Origin of the sequence: Arthrobacter sp. StoSoilB13 (assembly GCF_019977255.1) — a bacterium.
GTDB lineage: Bacteria > Actinomycetota > Actinomycetes > Actinomycetales > Micrococcaceae > Arthrobacter.
Window position 1 is genome coordinate 42,649 of sequence record NZ_AP024647.1, and the last position, 17,793, is coordinate 60,441.

At 62.5% G+C, this 17,793-nt stretch carries 15 protein-coding genes, 1 tRNA gene and 2 pseudogenes; 13 read left to right on the top strand and 5 right to left on the bottom strand.

What is annotated here, in order from left to right:
• Positions 1–28 precede the first annotated feature (28 nt).
• From LDP01_RS00175 to LDP01_RS00185, 3 genes are read right to left on the bottom strand one after another with little or no spacing between them, the layout of a single operon-like run.
• The gene (locus tag LDP01_RS00175) at positions 29–1,654 is read right to left on the bottom strand and encodes a helix-turn-helix domain-containing protein (RefSeq protein ID WP_224089492.1); all 1,626 of its coding nucleotides are present in this window, start codon (positions 1,652–1,654) and stop codon (positions 29–31) included.
• A 57-nt stretch (positions 1,655–1,711) separates the two neighbouring features.
• Entirely contained in the window at positions 1,712–2,425 is a 714-nt protein-coding gene (locus LDP01_RS00180; RefSeq protein WP_224089494.1) for a response regulator, read from the bottom strand.
• Complete coding sequence (locus tag LDP01_RS00185) at positions 2,422–4,068, bottom strand: sensor histidine kinase (protein ID WP_224089495.1); 1,647 nt, start codon at positions 4,066–4,068, stop codon at positions 2,422–2,424. Before LDP01_RS00185 ends, LDP01_RS00180 begins: the two co-directional genes overlap by 4 nt.
• 139 nt (positions 4,069–4,207) lie before the next feature.
• Between LDP01_RS00185 and LDP01_RS00190 the strand changes: the two are divergent.
• The 10 genes and pseudogenes from LDP01_RS00190 (at position 4,208) to LDP01_RS00235 (ending at position 13,973) form a co-directional block, all read left to right on the top strand.
• Positions 4,208–5,555 (top strand): annotated as a pseudogene (locus LDP01_RS00190) (dicarboxylate/amino acid:cation symporter).
• A gap of 262 nt (positions 5,556–5,817) precedes the next feature.
• Positions 5,818–6,717 carry a ParA family protein gene (locus LDP01_RS00195; RefSeq protein WP_224089498.1) on the top strand — a complete coding sequence of 300 codons (900 nt, stop codon included), beginning with the start codon at positions 5,818–5,820 and terminating at the stop codon, positions 6,715–6,717.
• An 8-nt stretch (positions 6,718–6,725) separates the two neighbouring features.
• Positions 6,726–7,637, top strand: coding sequence for a segregation and condensation protein A (locus LDP01_RS00200; RefSeq protein WP_396133565.1), 912 nt, complete (start codon positions 6,726–6,728; stop codon positions 7,635–7,637).
• A gap of 7 nt (positions 7,638–7,644) precedes the next feature.
• Positions 7,645–8,286, top strand: coding sequence for an SMC-Scp complex subunit ScpB (scpB, locus tag LDP01_RS00205; RefSeq protein ID WP_224090948.1), 642 nt, complete (start codon positions 7,645–7,647; stop codon positions 8,284–8,286).
• 142 nt (positions 8,287–8,428) lie between these two features.
• Positions 8,429–9,634: a pseudouridine synthase gene (locus tag LDP01_RS00210; RefSeq protein ID WP_224089499.1), complete on the top strand. Its 1,206-nt coding sequence runs from the start codon at positions 8,429–8,431 to the stop codon at positions 9,632–9,634.
• 3 nt (positions 9,635–9,637) lie between these two features.
• Entirely contained in the window at positions 9,638–10,744 is a 1,107-nt protein-coding gene (locus LDP01_RS00215; protein WP_224089501.1) for a prephenate dehydrogenase, read from the top strand.
• The gene (gene cmk / locus LDP01_RS00220) at positions 10,744–11,457 is read left to right on the top strand and encodes a (d)CMP kinase (protein ID WP_224089503.1); all 714 of its coding nucleotides are present in this window, start codon (positions 10,744–10,746) and stop codon (positions 11,455–11,457) included. Before LDP01_RS00215 ends, cmk begins: the two co-directional genes overlap by 1 nt.
• A complete protein-coding gene (locus LDP01_RS00225; RefSeq protein WP_224089505.1) occupies positions 11,447–12,193 on the top strand; it encodes a lysophospholipid acyltransferase family protein in 747 nt (248 codons plus the stop codon). The genes cmk and LDP01_RS00225 overlap by 11 nt, the downstream gene beginning before the upstream one ends.
• A gap of 10 nt (positions 12,194–12,203) precedes the next feature.
• Positions 12,204–13,755, top strand: a pseudogene (gene der, locus LDP01_RS00230) (ribosome biogenesis GTPase Der).
• A gap of 141 nt (positions 13,756–13,896) precedes the next feature.
• Positions 13,897–13,973 (top strand) — tRNA-Pro (locus tag LDP01_RS00235).
• A 182-nt stretch (positions 13,974–14,155) separates the two neighbouring features.
• Here the strand turns inward: LDP01_RS00235 and LDP01_RS00240 are convergent.
• On the bottom strand, positions 14,156–14,602 hold the full coding sequence (locus LDP01_RS00240) for a MarR family winged helix-turn-helix transcriptional regulator (RefSeq protein ID WP_216922909.1): 447 nt from the start codon (positions 14,600–14,602) through the stop codon (positions 14,156–14,158).
• A gap of 174 nt (positions 14,603–14,776) precedes the next feature.
• On the opposite strand from LDP01_RS00240, the gene LDP01_RS00245 reads away from it, so the two are divergent.
• Positions 14,777–15,985 carry an MFS transporter gene (locus LDP01_RS00245; protein WP_224089506.1) on the top strand — a complete coding sequence of 403 codons (1,209 nt, stop codon included), beginning with the start codon at positions 14,777–14,779 and terminating at the stop codon, positions 15,983–15,985.
• Between the two features lie 88 nt (positions 15,986–16,073).
• On the opposite strand, the gene LDP01_RS00250 is transcribed toward LDP01_RS00245, so the two are convergent.
• The gene (locus LDP01_RS00250; protein ID WP_224089508.1) at positions 16,074–16,655 is read right to left on the bottom strand and encodes a hypothetical protein; all 582 of its coding nucleotides are present in this window, start codon (positions 16,653–16,655) and stop codon (positions 16,074–16,076) included.
• Between the two features lie 117 nt (positions 16,656–16,772).
• Here LDP01_RS00250 and gcvH point away from each other — a divergent pair, with 117 nt between their 5' ends.
• Complete coding sequence (gcvH, locus tag LDP01_RS00255; RefSeq protein ID WP_216922914.1) at positions 16,773–17,159, top strand: glycine cleavage system protein GcvH; 387 nt, start codon at positions 16,773–16,775, stop codon at positions 17,157–17,159.
• A gap of 138 nt (positions 17,160–17,297) precedes the next feature.
• Complete coding sequence (locus LDP01_RS00260; protein ID WP_224089510.1) at positions 17,298–17,774, top strand: FHA domain-containing protein; 477 nt, start codon at positions 17,298–17,300, stop codon at positions 17,772–17,774.
• Positions 17,775–17,793: the final 19 nt, after the last annotated feature.

Genomic DNA, 17,793 nt, shown 5'->3' on the forward strand with positions numbered 1-17,793 from the left:
GAACCATGCAGGGCCCCTGGATCGGCAACTATGATCCGGGCCGCTCCGGGATGCCGTGCTGGTGGGCCCAAGCAGCGGCAGCCGTCCGGGAAGTGACCCCGATCTTGGTAAAGATGTTCGCCAAATGACGTCCGGCTGTTTTCTCTGAGATAGTCAACGACCTGGCAATTTGCCGGTTACTGGAACCAGCCAGGACGCATCCCAGTACTTCCACTTCCCGGGAGGTTAAGCCGCCAGGCTCCTGGGCGGGACGCGTCCAGGAAATGTTCTTGGCGCCGAGCTGGTTCCGGATGGCGGCCGCAGTGGCGCGCTCGGCCTCAGCACGTCCGCTTTCACCCAGGGCAGCCCGGACAGTCGCCAGGCGTTCGTGGATCCGTGCCAGTTCGTAGCGCATGTGTTGGGAGCGGTAGGCCTGTGCTGCGGATTCAAGCTCATTGATCGCCTCATGCCACCGCCGCTCCGCCATCAGCACGGCGCCACGCGCATGGTGGGCCCAGGCCAGGAAGCCGGGGGTCCTGTAAAAAGCGGCGGTCTGTTCAAGTTCCATGCAATGGGTGGCCGCCGCACCGGGATCCCGGGGAGCCAGCAGTTCCACCAGGGGCAAGAGAAGGCTGGCCCTCCCCAGGGTTCCGCGGTCCGCCAAGGCAGCCTGAAGGGCCTCTATGGCGGACTCTGTCTTTCCCGCATCGGCAAGTAGCAGGGCACGTCCTGGTTGCGCATCCACGCCAAGCCCGCGGGCCAACTCAAACGCGGACCCAGCCCCGGCAACATCGCCCCGGCGCCGACGGATCTCACCCAGCTCACAGTAGCCGTCTGCGGCGATCCAGCCGTGGGCATTGCTAAGGCGCTCGGCTTCGTGGGGCATCTCAGCCTCAACCTGTCCCCAATTGCCCTCAGTGCCGAGCAATTGAAGTTCGTGAACGCGCGATATCCCGCTGTACATGAAGGACCGGGAAAGTCCGGCGCACCACGTGGCCAGCGCGTCAGTCCAAGCGCGCATCCGGGCGAAATCAGCCATCTCATAGCAGAGATGGATGATGGAGCAGTAAATATCTCCGCCCCACTCTGCCGGAACCTGCCCCGCCATTACGGGCAGCATGGCTTCATCCAGGTCCTGGAATCCTCGTGCGGACTGTCCTGTCCGAACCGCCGCCAAGCCGGACAACATGTACGCAAAGCTGGCCAGTTCGGGTGATTCGTGCCTCCGGGTCATCTCCTTGAGCGAAACTGAGGCGGCGAGGGCCGGAACCGGATCGCCTTCAAGGTTCATTGCGTCATTGGCCTCAAGGTAGAGCAGGTAGCCGTGTTCGGGCACCTCGGGCATATTCTCCAGCAGCCGGCGCGCCCGATTGAGCCACGCCGAAGAAACGGCGAGGTTGCCGCGGATGCCCCACTGCATGGACAGCGTCAGTGCCGTCCGGGCCGCGGCCTGCCTCTGGTGGTCGTCATCCAAGCGATGGAAGATCTCCTCTGCGAGGGACATGGAGCGTTGAACGTCTCCCAGCCACCAGGCGGAACGGGACAGGATCTCAAGGTGCGCGGAGCTGAGGGGAGCGTCCACGGCTGCACGTTCCAGGCTTCGGCGCGCCACGTCCCATTCCCCACGGGCAAAGGCTTCGCGGGCCTCGGAAAGTTGCTGCAGCTGCTGGGACATGGGCGCTCCACGGGTTCGGCTCCAGCATACTGCGGGAGCTGTTCCTTCGGCAGGAGGCTAGCCCCGGTTCCAGCCGTACTCGTTCTCCGGACGGCCCGGTGTTCCGTATCGCGGCGCCCTGGTGACCGTCCCGGCGTCGGCCAGGTACTCCAGGTACCGGCGGGCCGTTACCCGCGACATTCCCAACGCATCCATGACTTCACTGGCGGACACGGCTTGTTTCCGGGCGCGGACGAAATCCTTGACCGACTCCAGTGTGGAACCGGACAAACCCTTCGGCAGCGGTAGCTCCGTTGGTGCCCGAAGACTCGCGAAGGCCTGGTCAACATCGCTCTGGGAAGCTCCGGCCTTGGAGATGCCGGACTCCGAGCCCGCCAGTTGATCACGGAAAGTGCGGTAGCTGTTCAGCTTGTCGGCAAAGGTTGCGTAGGTGAAGGGCTTGATCAGATACTGCACGACGCCGATGGAAACGGCGCTGCGCACGATGTTCAGTTCACGGACGGCTGTGATGGCAATAATGTCGGCGAAGACTCCCGCTGAGCGCATGCGCCGGGCAACATCCAGCCCATGGAGGTCCGGCAGGTTCATATCAAGGAGGACCAGGTCCACGGGCGAGCCGGACCCAGCGAACTCGCCAAGGATGCGCAGTGCTGACTGACCATCCGGAGCCGTTCCCACCAGCTTGAACCCTTGGAGCCTGCCCACGTAAATGGAGTGGGCGTCCGAGGCGATGGGCTCGTCCTCGACCACCAGGACGCGGATGTCTGTCATGCCTTCTCTTCCTCGGGGATGGGCGCGGGCAGCACAACATGGAACTGGGCGCCGCCTGGATTGCTGATCGTCATAGTACCGTTCAGCCGCTGGACCGCCTGCCGGACCAGGGCAAGGCCGACACCACGGCCATGGGCTCCCCGCGGACCCTCCTGGGCGGACTTGGTGCTGTATCCGTACTGCAACACGTCATCGATCGAACCGGGATCGATACCGGCCCCGGAATCCCTAACGGTAAATCCAACACCGGCCGCACTGGCTTCGACGTCCAGTTCCACCTTTCGGGGCATCCCACCGGACGCCGCAGCATCAATGGCATTGTCCAGGAGGTTTCCCAGGATCGTCACGAGGTCCTGGATTTCCAGACCCCGGACACCCGAACTCCCTGATGTCCGAACCACCAGTTCGACCCCGCGCTCATGGGCCTCGGCGGCCTTGCCCATCACCAAAGCACTCATCACCGGTTCATCCACCGAAGCAAGCATGTCGTCCGTGAGCTGCTGGCTGAGCTCCAGGTCCTTGGTGGCGAACTCGAGCGCCTGGGGCGTGCGGCCCAACTCTAGAAGGGAAACGATCATATGCAGGCGATTGGCATGTTCATGGGTCTGGGCCCGCAATGCATCCGAGAGAGTCTTCATGGTTTCCAGTTCGGTGCCCAAGGACTCAATCTCAGTGCGGTCGCGAATAGTGGCCACGGTGCCGTAGACCGACGGCTTTTGCCGGCTGCGGGCAGGAACCGGGCCCACGGCCGGAGCTTGGTTTACCACCAGGATCCGTGAACCAGTCAAATGGATTTCGTCGTGGGCTGGCCTGCCGGATTCGAAAAGCGCTCGCAGGCTCCCGTCAAAGGGGAGGTCGGACAGCTTGGGAGCGTCATCGGGGGAGCGATCGGCCCCGGAAGGTTCCAGTCCCAGCAACTCCGCGGCCTGATCGTTATACATCACTGCTTTTCCCCGGGTATCGATCAGGATCACGCCTTCACGAACGGAGTGAAGGACTGATTCGTAGTAGGCGAAGAGCTGCGCGAGCTGTTCCGGACCCCATCCGCGCGTCACGGACCGCAGGTAACGTCCGAGCAGCCACGAAGCTATGGAGCCAAAGAACAACACCACCAGCGCGATGCCGCCAATCACTCCCAGCCTTTCGGCCACATCGGTATCCACGGTCCTTACGGTGATGCCTGCCGCCACCAAAGCTTTGACGGTTCCACCGGAGTCCTTCACCGGCGCGATGGTCCGGACCGAGGGCCCCAACGTACCAGCAGTGACTTCGGTGAAAGTCTCACCCCGCAGGGCAGGTTCGATCGTGCCGATATAGGGCTTGCCCAGCTCTTCGGGGCGGGGATGGGTCCATCGGGTCCTGTCGGGAGCCATGATGGTGATGAAATCCGCGTCCGCGTCCTTCATGACCTCCAGCGCATAGGGCTGCAGTATGGCCGACGGATCAGAGGTTGCCGCCGCCTGCAACACCAAGGGGTTGTTGGCAATGGACGTTGCGATCGCAAGCATCCGGCTGCCCGCATCCTCGTATGCCCTGTCCCGGGCCTCCAGCACCGAGAACGCGCCGAAGACAGCTGTCAGCACCAGCACGAACAGCAGGTTTGCCACAAACAAGCGGCGGGCGATGCTCCAGCGATGAAACAAATAGGCCTCCCATGACCAATATGACCGCAAGGGTGATGTGTGTCACCCGCAGCTGAATGATGGATATCACACAAGGGCAGCGGATTGGACACAAGTGCAGGACCGCAGCGCCTTACACAGTATCCAGAAGGAGAATCCCATGACCTCTCAACGAGGAGAGTCGGCAGTAGCCGCCACCGGTGGACGCAGGGGGCTCGACAAGTCGCATTACCTGTACATCGCGGTCATCCTGGCCGTAGTGCTTGGTGCCGTGGTCGGCCTGCTGTTCCCTGAGGTTGGAAAATCCCTGAAGCCGCTCGGGGACGGCTTCATCAAGCTCATCAAGATGATGATCGCTCCGGTCATCTTCTGCACCATCGTCCTTGGCATCGGCTCCATCGCCAAAGCTGCCACCGTCGGAAAGGTCGGCGGACTCGCACTTGGCTACTTCGTGGCCATGTCGACCTTCGCATTGGCTATCGGCCTCGTCGTCGGCAACCTCATCCACCCGGGTGAGGGCCCTGAAGCTGACTCCGTACGATCCCAACAAGAAGGCGGCCACGGACAGCACGGTGGACTTCCTGCTGGGCATCATCCCCGGCGACATTCCCGTCCTGCCCACCCTTCTTGCAGCCATCCTGGTGGGCTTCGCACTCCAGAAGATGGGTAAGCAGGGCACCCCGATCCTCACCGCAATCGGCCACGGACAGCGGCTTGTCTTCCGGATCCTCATCATGATCATGTGGCTGGCTCCGGTGGGCGCTTTCGGTGCGATCGCCGCCGTCGTGGGTGCCACTGGCGCCCAGGCAATCCTCAGCATGTTCACACTGATGCTGGCCTTCTACATCACCTGCGCTGTGTTCATCGTGGTCATCCTTGGCTCCCTGCTTCGTGCTGTGGCAGGCGTCAACATCTTCAAGCTGATGAAGTACCTGGCCCGGGAATACCTCCTCATCTTCTCCACGTCCTCCTCCGAGGCAGCCCTGCCCCGCCTCATCGCCAAGATGGAACACCTGGGTGTCTCCAAGCCGGTTGTCGGCGTGACGGTACCCACCGGCTACTCCTTCAACCTTGACGGCACGGCCATCTACCTCACCATGGCCTCCTTGTTCGTGGCCAACGCCATGGGGACGCCGCTGGACCTGGGTGCCCAGATCTCGCTGCTGGTGTTCATGATCATCGCTTCCAAGGGCGCCGCCGGCGTCACCGGAGCCGGCCTTGCCACCCTTGCCGCCGGCCTGCAGGCACACAAGCCCGAGCTCCTGGGCGGCGTGGGCATGATCGTTGGCATCGACCGCTTCATGTCAGAAGCCCGTGCACTGACGAACTTCACCGGAAACGCCGTTGCCACCGTTTTGATCGGCACCTGGGTCAAGGAAATCGACAACGGCCAGGTGGAGCGCGTTCTCTCCGGCAGCGAACCGTTCGACGAGACGACAATGATCGCCCACGGCGCAGAGGCTGAGACGGCTCCGGAAGCTGAAGCCCGCGACAAGGCAACCATCTAGCAGGATCAGCTTCGCGGGATATGAAGCAACGAGGACCGGCACCCGTACAGGGGTGTCGGTCCTCTGCCGTTCGCGGGGACGCCAAAGAATCATGGCCCAACTTCCTAACCTTCGACCTCAACTAGAGGGTAAAGGCTCAAAGATCGGCGAAAGTCAAGTTCCCCGAAATGCCGTGTCGGGGGCTGTAGCCTAGGTGGGTAGCAGCGCTGTACCCAGGGGAACAGCGGCAGGGAAGATCGTCGTCGAAAGAGTGGTTAGATACGTGAGCAGCGAACGGGGAACAGCTACGCTGGGAGACACCGAGCTCGATCTGGAAGACGCCATCATGGGGCCTACGGGCCGTCCTCACCGCGACTTTCCGGAACCGGCTCCGCTTGCCTCCCACGGCCCTGCAAGGGTCATTGCCATGGTTAACCAGAAGGGCGGCGTGGGCAAAACCACGTCCACCATCAACCTTGCGGCGGCGCTCGCGGAATACGGCCGGCGCGTGCTCCTGGTGGACTTTGACCCACAAGGTGCTCTTTCTGCCGGGCTCGGCGCCAATCCGCATGAGCTCGACCTCACTGTCTACAACGTCCTCATGGACCGCAAAGTGGACATCCGGGATGCCATCCAGCAGACCGGAGTGGAAGGCGTGGACCTTCTGCCCGCAAACATTGATCTCTCCGCGGCTGAAGTTCAACTGGTCAACGAAGTCGCCCGCGAGCAAGTCCTGGACCGCGCACTCAAGAGCGTTGAAGATGACTACGACGTCGTGCTGATCGACTGCCAGCCATCGCTCGGCCTGCTGACGGTCAACGCGCTGACGGCCGCCCACGGCGTCATCATTCCGTTGATCTGCGAGTTCTTCGCACTTCGCGCCGTAGCACTCCTCGTGGAAACCATCGAGAAAGTGCAGGACCGTTTGAATCCGCGGTTGCAGGTGGACGGTGTCCTGGCCACCATGTACGACGCCCGCACCTTGCACAGCCGCGAAGTCATCTCGCGCCTCGTGGAGGCCTTCGGGGACAAGGTTTTCGAGACCGTCATCAAGCGTTCCATCAAATTCGCGGACGCAACCGTGGCCGCTGAACCTATTACCAGCTATGCCGGCAACCACATCGGTGCAGACGCCTACCGCCGCCTCGCAAAGGAACTTATCTCGCGCGGCGGCGCACCGTAGCCAACGGCGTGGGACGGTCACTCGCCCCGCCCTCCGCGGTGGTCATTCCGGAAGAAACGCCCGACGCCGATACCTCCGACGCCGGCCCCTCCGAAGCCCGCAAGCCGGGCTTTGAGGTTCGGCTCGCCAACTTTACGGGGCCGTTCGATCTCCTGTTGGGCCTGATTTCCAAACACAAGCTGGACATCACGGAGGTGGCGCTGGCCACCGTCACCGATGAGTTCATCAAGTACATCCGCCGCCTCCAGGAACTGGGGGAGGATTGGGCGCTGGACGAGGCCAGCGAATTCCTGGTGATTGCCGCGACGCTCCTGGATCTCAAAGCTGCCCGGCTCCTTCCCGCCGGCGAAGTAGAGGATGAGGAAGATATCGCCCTCCTGGAAGCCCGGGATCTGCTGTTCGCCCGCTTGCTGCAGTACAAGGCGTTCAAGCACGTCGCAGGTCTCATCAGTGAGACGCTGGAACAGGAAGGCCGCAGATACCCTCGCCAGGTGGCTTTGGAAGGCCATTTCGCGGCGCTGCTGCCGGAACTCGTGTGGCGGCACACTCCCGAACAATTTGCGGAGCTTGCCGCCAAGGCGCTCAAACCGAAAGACTCCGTGCCCTCTGAGGTGGGATTGGATCACCTTCACGCACCGCCGGTGAGCGTCAAGGAGCAAGCCGAGATCATCGGATACCGCCTGCAACTCGGAGCCCCGCTCTCTTTCCGCACACTGATAGCGGACGCCGGGACAACCCTGGTGGTCGTGGCCCGCTTCCTGGCCTTGCTGGAAATGTTCCGGGACAAGGTTGTGGCCTTCGAACAGGCAGGTCCGTTGGCGGAGCTGACGGTTAGGTGGACCGGGGACGTGGCCGAATGGGACAGTTCGAACCTGAGCGAAGAATACGAAGAATCGAGCGAAGGGACAGCCAGTGACTGAGCAGGACATGGCCGAAGCCGGCCTTGCCGAGCTTGAAACTTTGCCTGGCGGCGCACGGGCAGCGTTGGAAGCCGTGCTCATGGTCATCGACGAGCCAGCCACAGCGGAGGAGTTGGCCGCGGGATTGAACGTAACGGTCGCCGTCGTCGAGGATTTGCTGCAGGACCTGCAGCGGGAGTATAGCGGCTATACTGTTAAAGCCCCGGACGTGGATGCTGTCGGCTTTGCCGTTGCCAGCGCTGCCCCCCGGGGTTTTGAATTGCGGAATGTCGCCGGTGGGTGGCGGATCTATTCACGGTCTGATTTTGCGGACATCGTGGGCAGGTTCGTCCTCGAAGGGCAGACCACCAGGCTCACTCAGGCAGCGCTTGAGACTCTGGCGGTCATTGCCTACCGGCAGCCGGTCTCCAGGGCCCGGGTGTCCGCAATTCGAGGCGTAAACGTCGATTCTGTGGTCCGGACTCTAACCCAGCGTGGTCTGATCGAAGACTCCGGGAACGATCCCGAATCCGGGGCTGTGCTGTACAGGACAACCTCCTACTTCCTGGAACGGATGGGCATCGGCTCGGTGTCGGAATTGCCCCAGCTCTCGCCGCACCTTCCGGGTTTGGAAGGGATCGACGAGTACTACGACGCCAGCCGGATGTAAGCCGGCACTGCACGAGAACTACATACTGATTCACGGCACCGCATGGACGGTGCCACGGCAACAAGGGGCAGACGATGTCTGCCCGGCTGGCTAGTGTTGATTGCAGCACTGAATGCCGGCCATTACTACACAAGGACGGGTCATGACACAGGCGGGACGCCAGGGTTCACCACGTAACAGTTCGGGACGCAACAGTTCTGGACGCAATGAGGCAAGGGGCGGCACGGGCCGCTCCAACGCCGGCGGCTTCTCCGGCCGCGGCGGAAGTGCCGGCGCTGGAAAGCGCAACTTCAACCAGGGCGAAGGCCGCCCGTTCAAGGCTTCAAAGCCACGGGAAGCGGCCCCCTTCGATCCCGATAACCCCACGACGGCGGGCGATTACGATCGCGGCCAGGCCGCCAGGCCTGCAAAGCCCTTCCGCAAGCCCGGCTCCAACAAGCCCGGTTACGGCAAGGCTCCCGGAACACCCGGTGCGTTGAAGCCCAAGGCCAAGCCCGCAAGGCAGTACGGCTCCAAGGCCTTTGGCAGCGAACGCTTCGGCCAGAACCTGGGCCCCATCCGCAAGCCTGCCCGCAACCGCGGTCCGCGCCAGGAAGTCCCGCAGTCGGACCTCCATGATGTCGACGGCGTGCGCCTGCAGAAGGTCATGGCGCAGGCCGGCGTGGCCTCCCGCCGCGTATGCGAGGAAATGATTCTCGAAGGCCGCGTCGAGGTTGATGGCCAGGTCACCACAGAGCTCGGCATGCGGGTCGACCCCAAAACCGCCGTGATCCACGTTGACGGTATCCGCATCCAGCTCGACGAAACCCTCGTCTACATGGTCTTCAACAAGCCCAAGGGCGTTGTCTCCACCATGGAAGACCCCGAGGGCCGGCCATGCATCAGCGACTTCCTGAAGAACGCCAAGGGTGAGCGGCTCTTCCACGTCGGGCGCTTGGACGTCGCCACGGAAGGCCTGCTGTTGTTGACCAACGACGGCGAACTCGCCAACCGTTTGACACATCCTTCCTATGAGGTGCCCAAGACGTACCTGGTTCAGGTTCGTGGTCCGTTCCCGCAGGGCGTCGGCGCGCAGCTGAAGTCCGGCGTCGAGCTTGAAGACGGCCTGGCAACCGTGGATTCGTTCCGCCTGGTTGACTCCACGCCCGGGCACGTCCTGATCGAGGTTGTCCTGCACTCCGGCAAGAACCGTATTGTGCGCCGCATGTTCGATGCTGTGGGTTTCCCGGTAGAGCGTCTTGTCCGTGTCAAGATCGGTCCCATTGGCTTGGGAGACCAGCGCCAGGGCAGCATCCGCAACCTCGGCAGGCAGGAAGTCGGTCACCTCCTGGCATCTGTGGGGCTCTAGGGCATGTCGGCATTCCGCACGCACGGCCGCGGCCATCTTGATGGCCCGGTCGTGGTTCTTGGTACAGGCCTGCTTGGAGCCAGCATTGGCCTTGGCCTGCGCGGACGCGGCGTTCCGGTTTTCCTTTTCGATCCGTCGCCGACCAACCAGGCGGTCGCTGTAGACATTGGTGCTGGGCGGCCCTTGGCTGAGCTTGACGGGCAGCCTCAGCTGGTTGTGGTCGCTGCACCGCCGGACGTGACGGCCGACGTCGTGGAGAAGGCCCTGGCGGACTACCCGTCCGCCGTCGTCGTTGATATTGCCAGCGTTAAGGCCACTATCCAATCCCAATTGCGGGAGCGCGGCGTGGACCTGGCGAGGTACGTGGGGACCCATCCGATGGCCGGCCGCGAAAAGTCGGGGCCGGTCGCCGCCAGGGGCGAACTTTTCACGTCCATGCCATGGGTGGTTTGCCCAACGGAGGAAACCGACACCGACGCACTGCAAACGGCACGTGCGCTGGCGGGGGACCTGGGGGCAATTGTCTCCCAGTTCACTGCCGACGAGCACGATGAAGCGGTGGCCTTGGTCTCGCATCTGCCGCAGATCATGTCTTCGCTGCTGGCGAGCCGCTTGCAAGGAACACCCCTGCATGCGCTGTCTTTGGCCGGTAACGGGTTGCGGGACACCACCCGCATCGCTGCCAGTGATCCCACCCTGTGGGTGCAGATACTGGGTGGCAACGCGGAAAAGGTTGTTTCCATCCTGCACGGCGTTCGTGAGGACCTGAATCGCTTGATAGGGACTTTGGAAGCGCCGGCTGCGCCCGGAGCGCGGTTGGATCTCGCCCAGCTCATCAGTGAAGGCAACGCCGGACAGGCCCGGATACCGGGCAAGCACGGCGGACCTCCGCAGGCGTATTCCTGGCTGACTATCCTGGTGGATGACAGGCCGGGCCAGATCGCGCAGCTTCTGACCGAAATTGGCGAGATCGGCGTGAATGTCGAAGACCTCCGGCTCGATCATTCATCGGGTCAGAACGTTGGCATGGTGGAGCTTTCAGTCCTGCCGAGCAAGCACGACCTCCTTGTAGAAGCCTTGACCGACCGTGGATGGCGGGTACTCCAGTAATGACGCGTGAATTCTTTGGGCCGGAGACAGTTGCCCGCCCCGGCAAGCCGCTCGTGATCGCGATTGACGGCCCCTCGGGATCGGGTAAGTCCAGCGTCAGCAAGGAAGTAGCCCGGCGCTTGAAGCTGGCGTACCTGGATACAGGTGCGATGTACCGCGCACTCACGTGGTACTGCCTCAAAACAGGCCTCGACCTCCAGGACGGCGCTGCGGTGGAGCAGGCTTCCAAGGTCATGCCCTTGGAAATCAGCACCAGCACGGCCACCGAGTACGTGGCAGTGGACGGCACGGACATTACCGATGAAATCCGCGATCCCTTGATTTCGTCTTCCGTGAGCGCCGTGGCTACTACGCTGGGCGCGCGCACGGAGTTGATCCGCCGCCAGCGCCAGCTCATCGACCAGCACCATCACCGGATGGTGGTGGAGGGACGCGACATCACCACGGTGGTTGCCCCCAATGCCGAGGTCCGCATGCTCCTGACCGCAAGCGAAGAGGCCAGGCTCCGGCGTCGTGGAATTCAGTTGGGTGGGACGCAAAGCAAGGAACAGCTTGCCGCGCAGGTGACGCAGCGTGATGCCAAGGACTCCACGGTGGTGAACTTTACCCAAGCGGCTGACGGCGTCGTGACCCTCGATTCCTCGGAGCTGGACTTTGAGGAAACAGTGGAAACAGCCCTGGCGATCGTTAGCAAGGTCATCTATGGCGACTAACCAGCCTCCTGCGGTCCGCCTCCCAGCCAAGTGGACACGCATCTGGAGCCGTCCCGTTGGCTGGGTCCTGGATCATGTCATCTACCGCACGGTCGTGGCGGGCAAGAGCAACATACCCGCTGCTGGTCCGGTGATTTTTGCAGGCAACCACATCAGCTTCCTGGACGGTCCTGTGATGTTCGGCGCCTCGCCGCGCCCCATGCACATCCTGGTCAAGAAAGAGATGTTCCGTGGATTCCTGGGGCGCGTCCTCAGGGGATCAGGGCAGATTCCCGTGGACCGAAGCGGTGACCGCAGCGCACTGCACGTGGGCAAACAACTGCTCGACGCCGGCCGTTGCGTTGGGATCCTGCCCGAAGGTACCCGGGGGAGCGGCTCCGCTGACAGCATCAGCAATGGTGTCGCCTGGCTGGCCATCAACTCCGGGGCCACCGTCATACCAGTCGCGATCCTCGGAACCCGTAAGGGCGATGAGCACCGCGACCATATTCCCAAACCCCGCCGCAGGCTGTATGTCAGCTTCGGCGAACCCCTCACGGTGCAGCGCCGGAAGGGCGAACCGGGGCGTGTTTCAATGGACAGGGCGGCTGCGGCAATCCGCGATGCACTGGCAGGACACGTCCAGGATGCAGTCAGGACTACAGGGCAGGGCCTTCCCCAGGAACCTCCGTCCGGACCATCCGCACCGCAGCACCGCCAAACAGAAGTAGCCGGGACGCCGGCAGACCACCATTAAGGAACGTGCAATGAGCGATACGACTCAAAAATCCGGCCTCCACGGAGCCGGCGACGACGAATACACGCCCACCGGCACCGACCAGGTGGCTGAAAACCTGGCTGCCCTGGACGATGAAGAGGCCGAACTCCGTGCAGCCACCCTCCGGGCGGGACTGGATGATTACGACCTCGACGAAGACGACGCCGCGCTGCTTAGCGGCGACTACGACGACGAAGGCGATGAAGGTCCCCTCAAGCTGGATCCCGTGCTTGCCATCATTGGCCGTCCGAACGTGGGCAAGTCCACCTTGGTCAACCGCATCCTGGGGCGCCGCGAAGCTGTTGTCGAGGACACCCCGGGTGTTACCCGCGACCGCGTGATGTACTCCGCGCGTTGGAATGGCCGCAACTTCACGTTGGTAGACACTGGCGGATGGGAGCACGACGCCAAGGGCATCCACGCCCGTGTTGCCGAGCAGGCCGAGATGGCTGTTGAGCTTGCCGACGCTGTCCTCTTCGTCGTGGACTCCGCCGTAGGCGCGACCGCCACGGATGAAGGCGTCATGAAGATGCTGCGCAAGAGCAAGAAGCCGGTCATCATGGTGGCCAACAAGGTGGATGACTTTGCACAGGAAGCTGACTCCGCAGCATTGTGGGGCCTCGGTTTCGGCCAGCCCTACCCTGTGTCCGCCCTTCACGGCCGCGGCGTAGCGGACCTCCTGGACCACGTCATGGACACCCTGCCCGAGTTCTCCCTGGTGGAGGGCGTGGAGCGTTCCGGTGGACCGCGCCGCATCGCCCTGATCGGCCGTCCGAACGTCGGAAAGTCCTCGCTGCTGAACAAGCTGGCCGGCTCTGAGCGCGTGGTCGTGGATCCACTGGCGGGCACTACGCGTGACCCCGTGGACGAGTTCATTGAACTTGGCGGCCGGACCTGGCGCTTCGTGGACACCGCAGGTATCCGCCGCCGCCAGCACATGGCGCAGGGCGCCGATTTCTACGCGTCACTGCGTACGCAGGCTGCGCTCGAAAAGGCGGAGGTCGCCGTCGTGCTCCTCGCCGTGGACGAGGTCCTCAGCGAACAGGACGTCCGTATCCTGCAGTTGGCCATTGAATCCGGCCGGGCCCTTGGTACTCGCGTTCAACAAGTGGGACCTGCTGGACGACGAACGCCGCCGCTACCTTGAGCGTGAAATCGAGCAGGACCTGGCCCACGTTGAGTGGGCTCCGCGGGTCAACATTTCTGCGAAGACGGGTTGGCATAAGGACCGCCTGGTTCCTGCCTTGGATACCGCATTGGAAAGCTGGGACCGCCGTATCCCCACTGGCCGCCTGAATGCCTTCCTGGGTGAACTGGTTGCTGCCCACCCCCACCCGGTTCGCGGTGGCAAGCAACCGCGTATCCTCTTCGGCACCCAGGCCTCCAGCCGCCCGCCGAAATTCGTGCTGTTCACCACCGGCTTCCTGGATCCCGGATACCGCCGTTTCATCACGCGTCGCTTGCGCGAAACGTTCGGCTTCGAAGGCACGCCCATCGAGGTCAACATGCGCGTCCGCGAGAAGCGCGGCAAGAAACGCTAAATGAGACGGGCATCACAGCCGAGTTTGGCTGTGATGGCGTTGGCACCCTCCAACTTCGTGTAAGCTTTTGGAGGTGGTTCGGCCGGACTGCTTAGGTGGGACTCTTCGGAGGAAAACCTGGGCGGAGAACGGTGGAACCAGCGGGCTGTAGCGCAGCTTGGTAGCGCACTTGACTGGGGGTCAAGGGGTCGCAGGTTCAAATCCTGTCAGCCCGACCATAAAGGCCGGAACCACGCGGAAACGCGGGGTTCCGGCCTTTGGTCGTTAACGAGTTGGTGGCCTCGGTTCAGGGTGTAGGCAGCAAGGCAAGTCAGGGCTGTAGGCAGCAAGGCAAGGCCTTGTTCGCTGAACTCGACGTTGTAGGGGGCGTTCAGCGAACAAGGACGGACTTTGTGCCTGCCTAGGCCTTCTGCAGCGCTCCGAGCGCGCGTACCAGAGGTTCGAGTTCCGGAACCTGCTCAGCGGCCTCCAACGCCGACGCCAGGGTCTCATCGTGCACGGGCTTTGCTGCCTCAAGCAGCTTTTGGCCCGCCACCGTGAGTTCGGTGTAGATCCCGCGGCGGTCATCGGCGCAGAGGATCCGCGTCAGCAGCCCCCGGTCCTCGAGGCGGTTAACCAGGCGCGTCGTGGCGCTGCTGGAAAGGGCCGTGGCGCGGGCAAGCTGCTGCATCCGCATGTGCCATCCGTCCTGGCGGCTCAGGGCGTCAAGAACCGTGTATTCCACTACCGACAGCTCGGTGGAAGCCTGGAGTGCTTTTTCGAGTTCCGCCTCGATGCTTCCGTGCAGGGCGGCGAGGGTGCGCCAACCCTGTGCCCGTACTTCTACGGCGTCATCCTTGATGCCCATGCCTGTTGTGCTCCTGCCTTGGTTTGCGTATCAGCGCAGTCGCCGAAAGTAGTTGCTTGCGCAATTATCTAGCGTGTGCAACTATATATACAGCGTCTGCAACTATTATTCTACGGGTTCCCGAAGGCGCACATCCACTTTGCTTTCAGGAGCCACCCACTTAAGGAGTTCCACATGCCCGCAGGGTTGATAGCCCTTGCCCTTGGCGGATTTGGCATCGGACTAACCGAATTCGTCATCATGGGCCTTTTGCCGGAAGTAGCGGCAGATTTCCAGGTGAGCGAAGCCTCGGCAGGCTGGTTCATTTCCGGCTATGCACTTAGCGTCACGGTCGGCGCCCTCCTGGTTACCGCCGCCGTTACCAGGCTTCCGCGAAAGCCGGTCCTTGTCGGATTGCTTGTTCTGTTCATCGCCGGCAACTTCCTCTCCGCAATCGCGGACTCGTACATGGCCATGCTTGTGGGCCGGATCATTGCGGCGTTGTGCCATGGTGCGTTCTTCGGAATCGGCTCGGTGGTGGCAGCCAGCCTGGTCCCTGCGCACAAAAAGGCCGGTGCCATTGCCATCATGTTCACTGGGCTTACAGCTGCCAACGTCCTTGGTGTTCCTTTCGGTACTCTCCTCGGCCAGAACCTGGGCTGGCGTTCAACGTTCTGGGCCATCACCGGTATCGGCGTGATGGCACTGCTTGGCATCGCGTTGATGGTCCCGAAGGGGAGTACGCAGCCGGCCAAGGGTCTCCGCAGCGAACTGGGTGCGTTCACATCCGGCCAGGTTTGGCTTTCCATCCTGGTGACGATTTTGGGTTTTGGTGGCATGTTCGGTGCTTTCACGTACATTGCCTTCACGCTTACCGAAATCTCCGGGTTTGAACCGGGCGCCGTCCCATGGTTGCTGGTGCTGTTCGGCGGCGGACTGTTCGTCGGCAACTTCCTGGGCGGGAAGGCGGCCGACAAAAACCTGGACGGATCGCTCGTCAAGATCCTCGCCGGCTTGGTGCTGGTCCTGGGCTTCTTTGCCCTGACCGCGGCCAGCAGCATCGCAACTTTGTTCTCACTGGCACTGATGGGCGGCTTCGGTTTCGCTACTGTCCCGGGTCTGCAGATGCGCGTGATGCACTATGCATCCTCCGCGCCCACGCTGGCATCCGGTGCCAACATTGGCGCCTTCAATCTGGGTAATGCTCTGGGCGCCTGGCTCGGAGGGGTTACCATTTCGGCCGGCTTGGGCTACACCTCGCCCATCTGGGCAGGGGCCGCGATTACTTTGGCCGCGTTGCTGGTCATGCTGGCTGCCGCTGCAGCAGCCAAGCGCAAGGAAGATTCGGCAGCAACGGCCAGGCCCGACGTCGAACGCGAACCCCAAGGGGCGGCCGTCTCCTGACGTCTCCTGACGTCCGACCGGGAAAGTGAGAGCCCGCGTGGAACGGTTCAACCGTTCCAGGCGGGCTCTTCAGCGTCCCAGGGGTCGCTTAGGGCTTGGGCGTACTTTCGCGGGCTGCCTGCTCTGCTCTCTTAGCAGCCCTGGTTCGTTCGCTCTCTGCCTGCTTCAACACCTTCATCTGCTTGCCCCGCCTGCGCCACAGGGCCCAAAGAACTGTAACCACCACAAAAACCACTGCAGCCGCTACGGCCGAGATCGCGGTCCAGGTGGTGAAGAATCCGGCATCCACGCTCAAAGTGCGCTGGCCGGCGTGCGCGGACTCGGTGGAACCGAACACAATGCCTGCCGTAAGCAGGTTGGGCGTGGCAATGGCGACGGCCGCCAGCACGATGGCGATCTTCCAAGGCCAAGAGACAGCCTTATGGGTTGCCTGCCATGCCACCGCGAGGGGAATGAACGTAAAGACGAAGCCGTAGAACATGCCCACCAGCACGCTCGCGCCGAGGTCCCGTCGGATCTGCCCCGCCACGACGTCGGACCACCAACGCGGCAGGATGGCCCCAAGGATAAAGTAGGCTGCCACAGCGACAAGCAATGCCACCAGGATCAGAATAATTTTGACGCCCCAATTGCGTTTTTTCCGAGCCGGTACTTGTGCTTGTTCAGTCATGGGTCAATCATGGCAGAGACCTCATCAGGCACAGGGGAATTGTGCCTATACTTTCAGCGGTGGCCGGATGCCCGGGCCGCCGTCGAGATCCGTAAATGTCCCGATGAAAGGCGACCCATGAGCAATATTCCAGCCGATCTTTCCTACACTGCAGAGCACGAGTGGGTTTCCGCTCCTGACGCCGATGGCGTGGTGCGGATTGGTATCACCGACTTCGCACAGGACGCCCTGGGTGACGTTGTCTACGCCCAGATGCCGGAACCCGGAACCAAGATCACCGGGAATGAAGTTGTTGGCGAGGTTGAATCCACCAAGAGCGTCAGTGATATCTATGCTCCCGTTAGTGGTGAAGTCATTAACCGGAATGACTCTTTGGACCAGGATCCGGCACTGATCAACTCTGATCCTTACGGCGACGGTTGGCTTTTTGAAGTAAAGCTGGCAGAAGCGGATGCAGTGGATTCCCTGCTCAGTGCATCGGAGTACGAACAGCAGGTAGGCTAAAGTTATCTGGCCCGCCCGGCTGCGTTCTTTTAGCCAAGGACGCGGGAAGGCGGGCCAGCAACCGATTTGCCCGGCGGTACCGGGAGGCGGAAGTGGCTGGCGGGGTTTGGAACTGCCGGCGGATGAGGAGGAAATTCCATGGTTGGCGGAGAACAGAATCAAGCCAATGTCGGAAAGGGCGCGGAAGAGCAACCCACGTCGGAGACCACCTCGATCAGCATTACGCCAACGTGGGACGAGCCCAGGGTTGCACCCAGGCTTGCACCGGAAGAGCGCGCGTCCGTTGAAGCCCTTCCGCCGGACTCTGCCTTGCTCATCGCACACAGCGGACCAAACGCAGGAGCCCGCTTCCTTCTGGACGCCGATACCACTACTGCGGGCAGGCACCCCGACGCGGACATCTTCCTGGATGACGTCACGGTGTCCCGTAAGCATGTGGAATTCCACAGGACCCCAACGGGCTTCGAACTCGTGGATATGGGCAGCCTCAACGGAACCTACGTGAACCACGACCGCGTGGATCGGGTGCAGTTGAAGAGCGGCAATGAGGTCCAGATCGGCAAGTTCCGGCTGACTTACTACTTGAGCCCTGGCCGCCCGGCGGGCCAAGTCTGACCCCGGGGTACCTGCCTGT

What these genes read in the sequence shown, in the direction of transcription:
- LDP01_RS00175 (WP_224089492.1), bottom strand. Translation starts at nt 1,654, where the DNA reads ATGTCCCAGCAGCTGCAGCAACTTTCCGAGGCCCGCGAAGCCTTTGCC.
- LDP01_RS00180 (WP_224089494.1), bottom strand. Translation starts at nt 2,425, where the DNA reads ATGACAGACATCCGCGTCCTGGTGGTCGAGGACGAGCCCATCGCCTCG.
- scpB (WP_224090948.1), top strand. Translation starts at nt 7,645, where the DNA reads ATGGCCGAAGCCGGCCTTGCCGAGCTTGAAACTTTGCCTGGCGGCGCA.
- LDP01_RS00210 (WP_224089499.1), top strand. Translation starts at nt 8,429, where the DNA reads ATGACACAGGCGGGACGCCAGGGTTCACCACGTAACAGTTCGGGACGC.
- LDP01_RS00215 (WP_224089501.1), top strand. Translation starts at nt 9,638, where the DNA reads ATGTCGGCATTCCGCACGCACGGCCGCGGCCATCTTGATGGCCCGGTC.
- cmk (WP_224089503.1), top strand. Translation starts at nt 10,744, where the DNA reads ATGACGCGTGAATTCTTTGGGCCGGAGACAGTTGCCCGCCCCGGCAAG.
- LDP01_RS00225 (WP_224089505.1), top strand. Translation starts at nt 11,447, where the DNA reads ATGGCGACTAACCAGCCTCCTGCGGTCCGCCTCCCAGCCAAGTGGACA.
- LDP01_RS00240 (WP_216922909.1), bottom strand. Translation starts at nt 14,602, where the DNA reads ATGGGCATCAAGGATGACGCCGTAGAAGTACGGGCACAGGGTTGGCGC.
- LDP01_RS00245 (WP_224089506.1), top strand. Translation starts at nt 14,777, where the DNA reads ATGCCCGCAGGGTTGATAGCCCTTGCCCTTGGCGGATTTGGCATCGGA.
- LDP01_RS00250 (WP_224089508.1), bottom strand. Translation starts at nt 16,655, where the DNA reads ATGACTGAACAAGCACAAGTACCGGCTCGGAAAAAACGCAATTGGGGC.
- gcvH (WP_216922914.1), top strand. Translation starts at nt 16,773, where the DNA reads ATGAGCAATATTCCAGCCGATCTTTCCTACACTGCAGAGCACGAGTGG.
- LDP01_RS00260 (WP_224089510.1), top strand. Translation starts at nt 17,298, where the DNA reads ATGGTTGGCGGAGAACAGAATCAAGCCAATGTCGGAAAGGGCGCGGAA.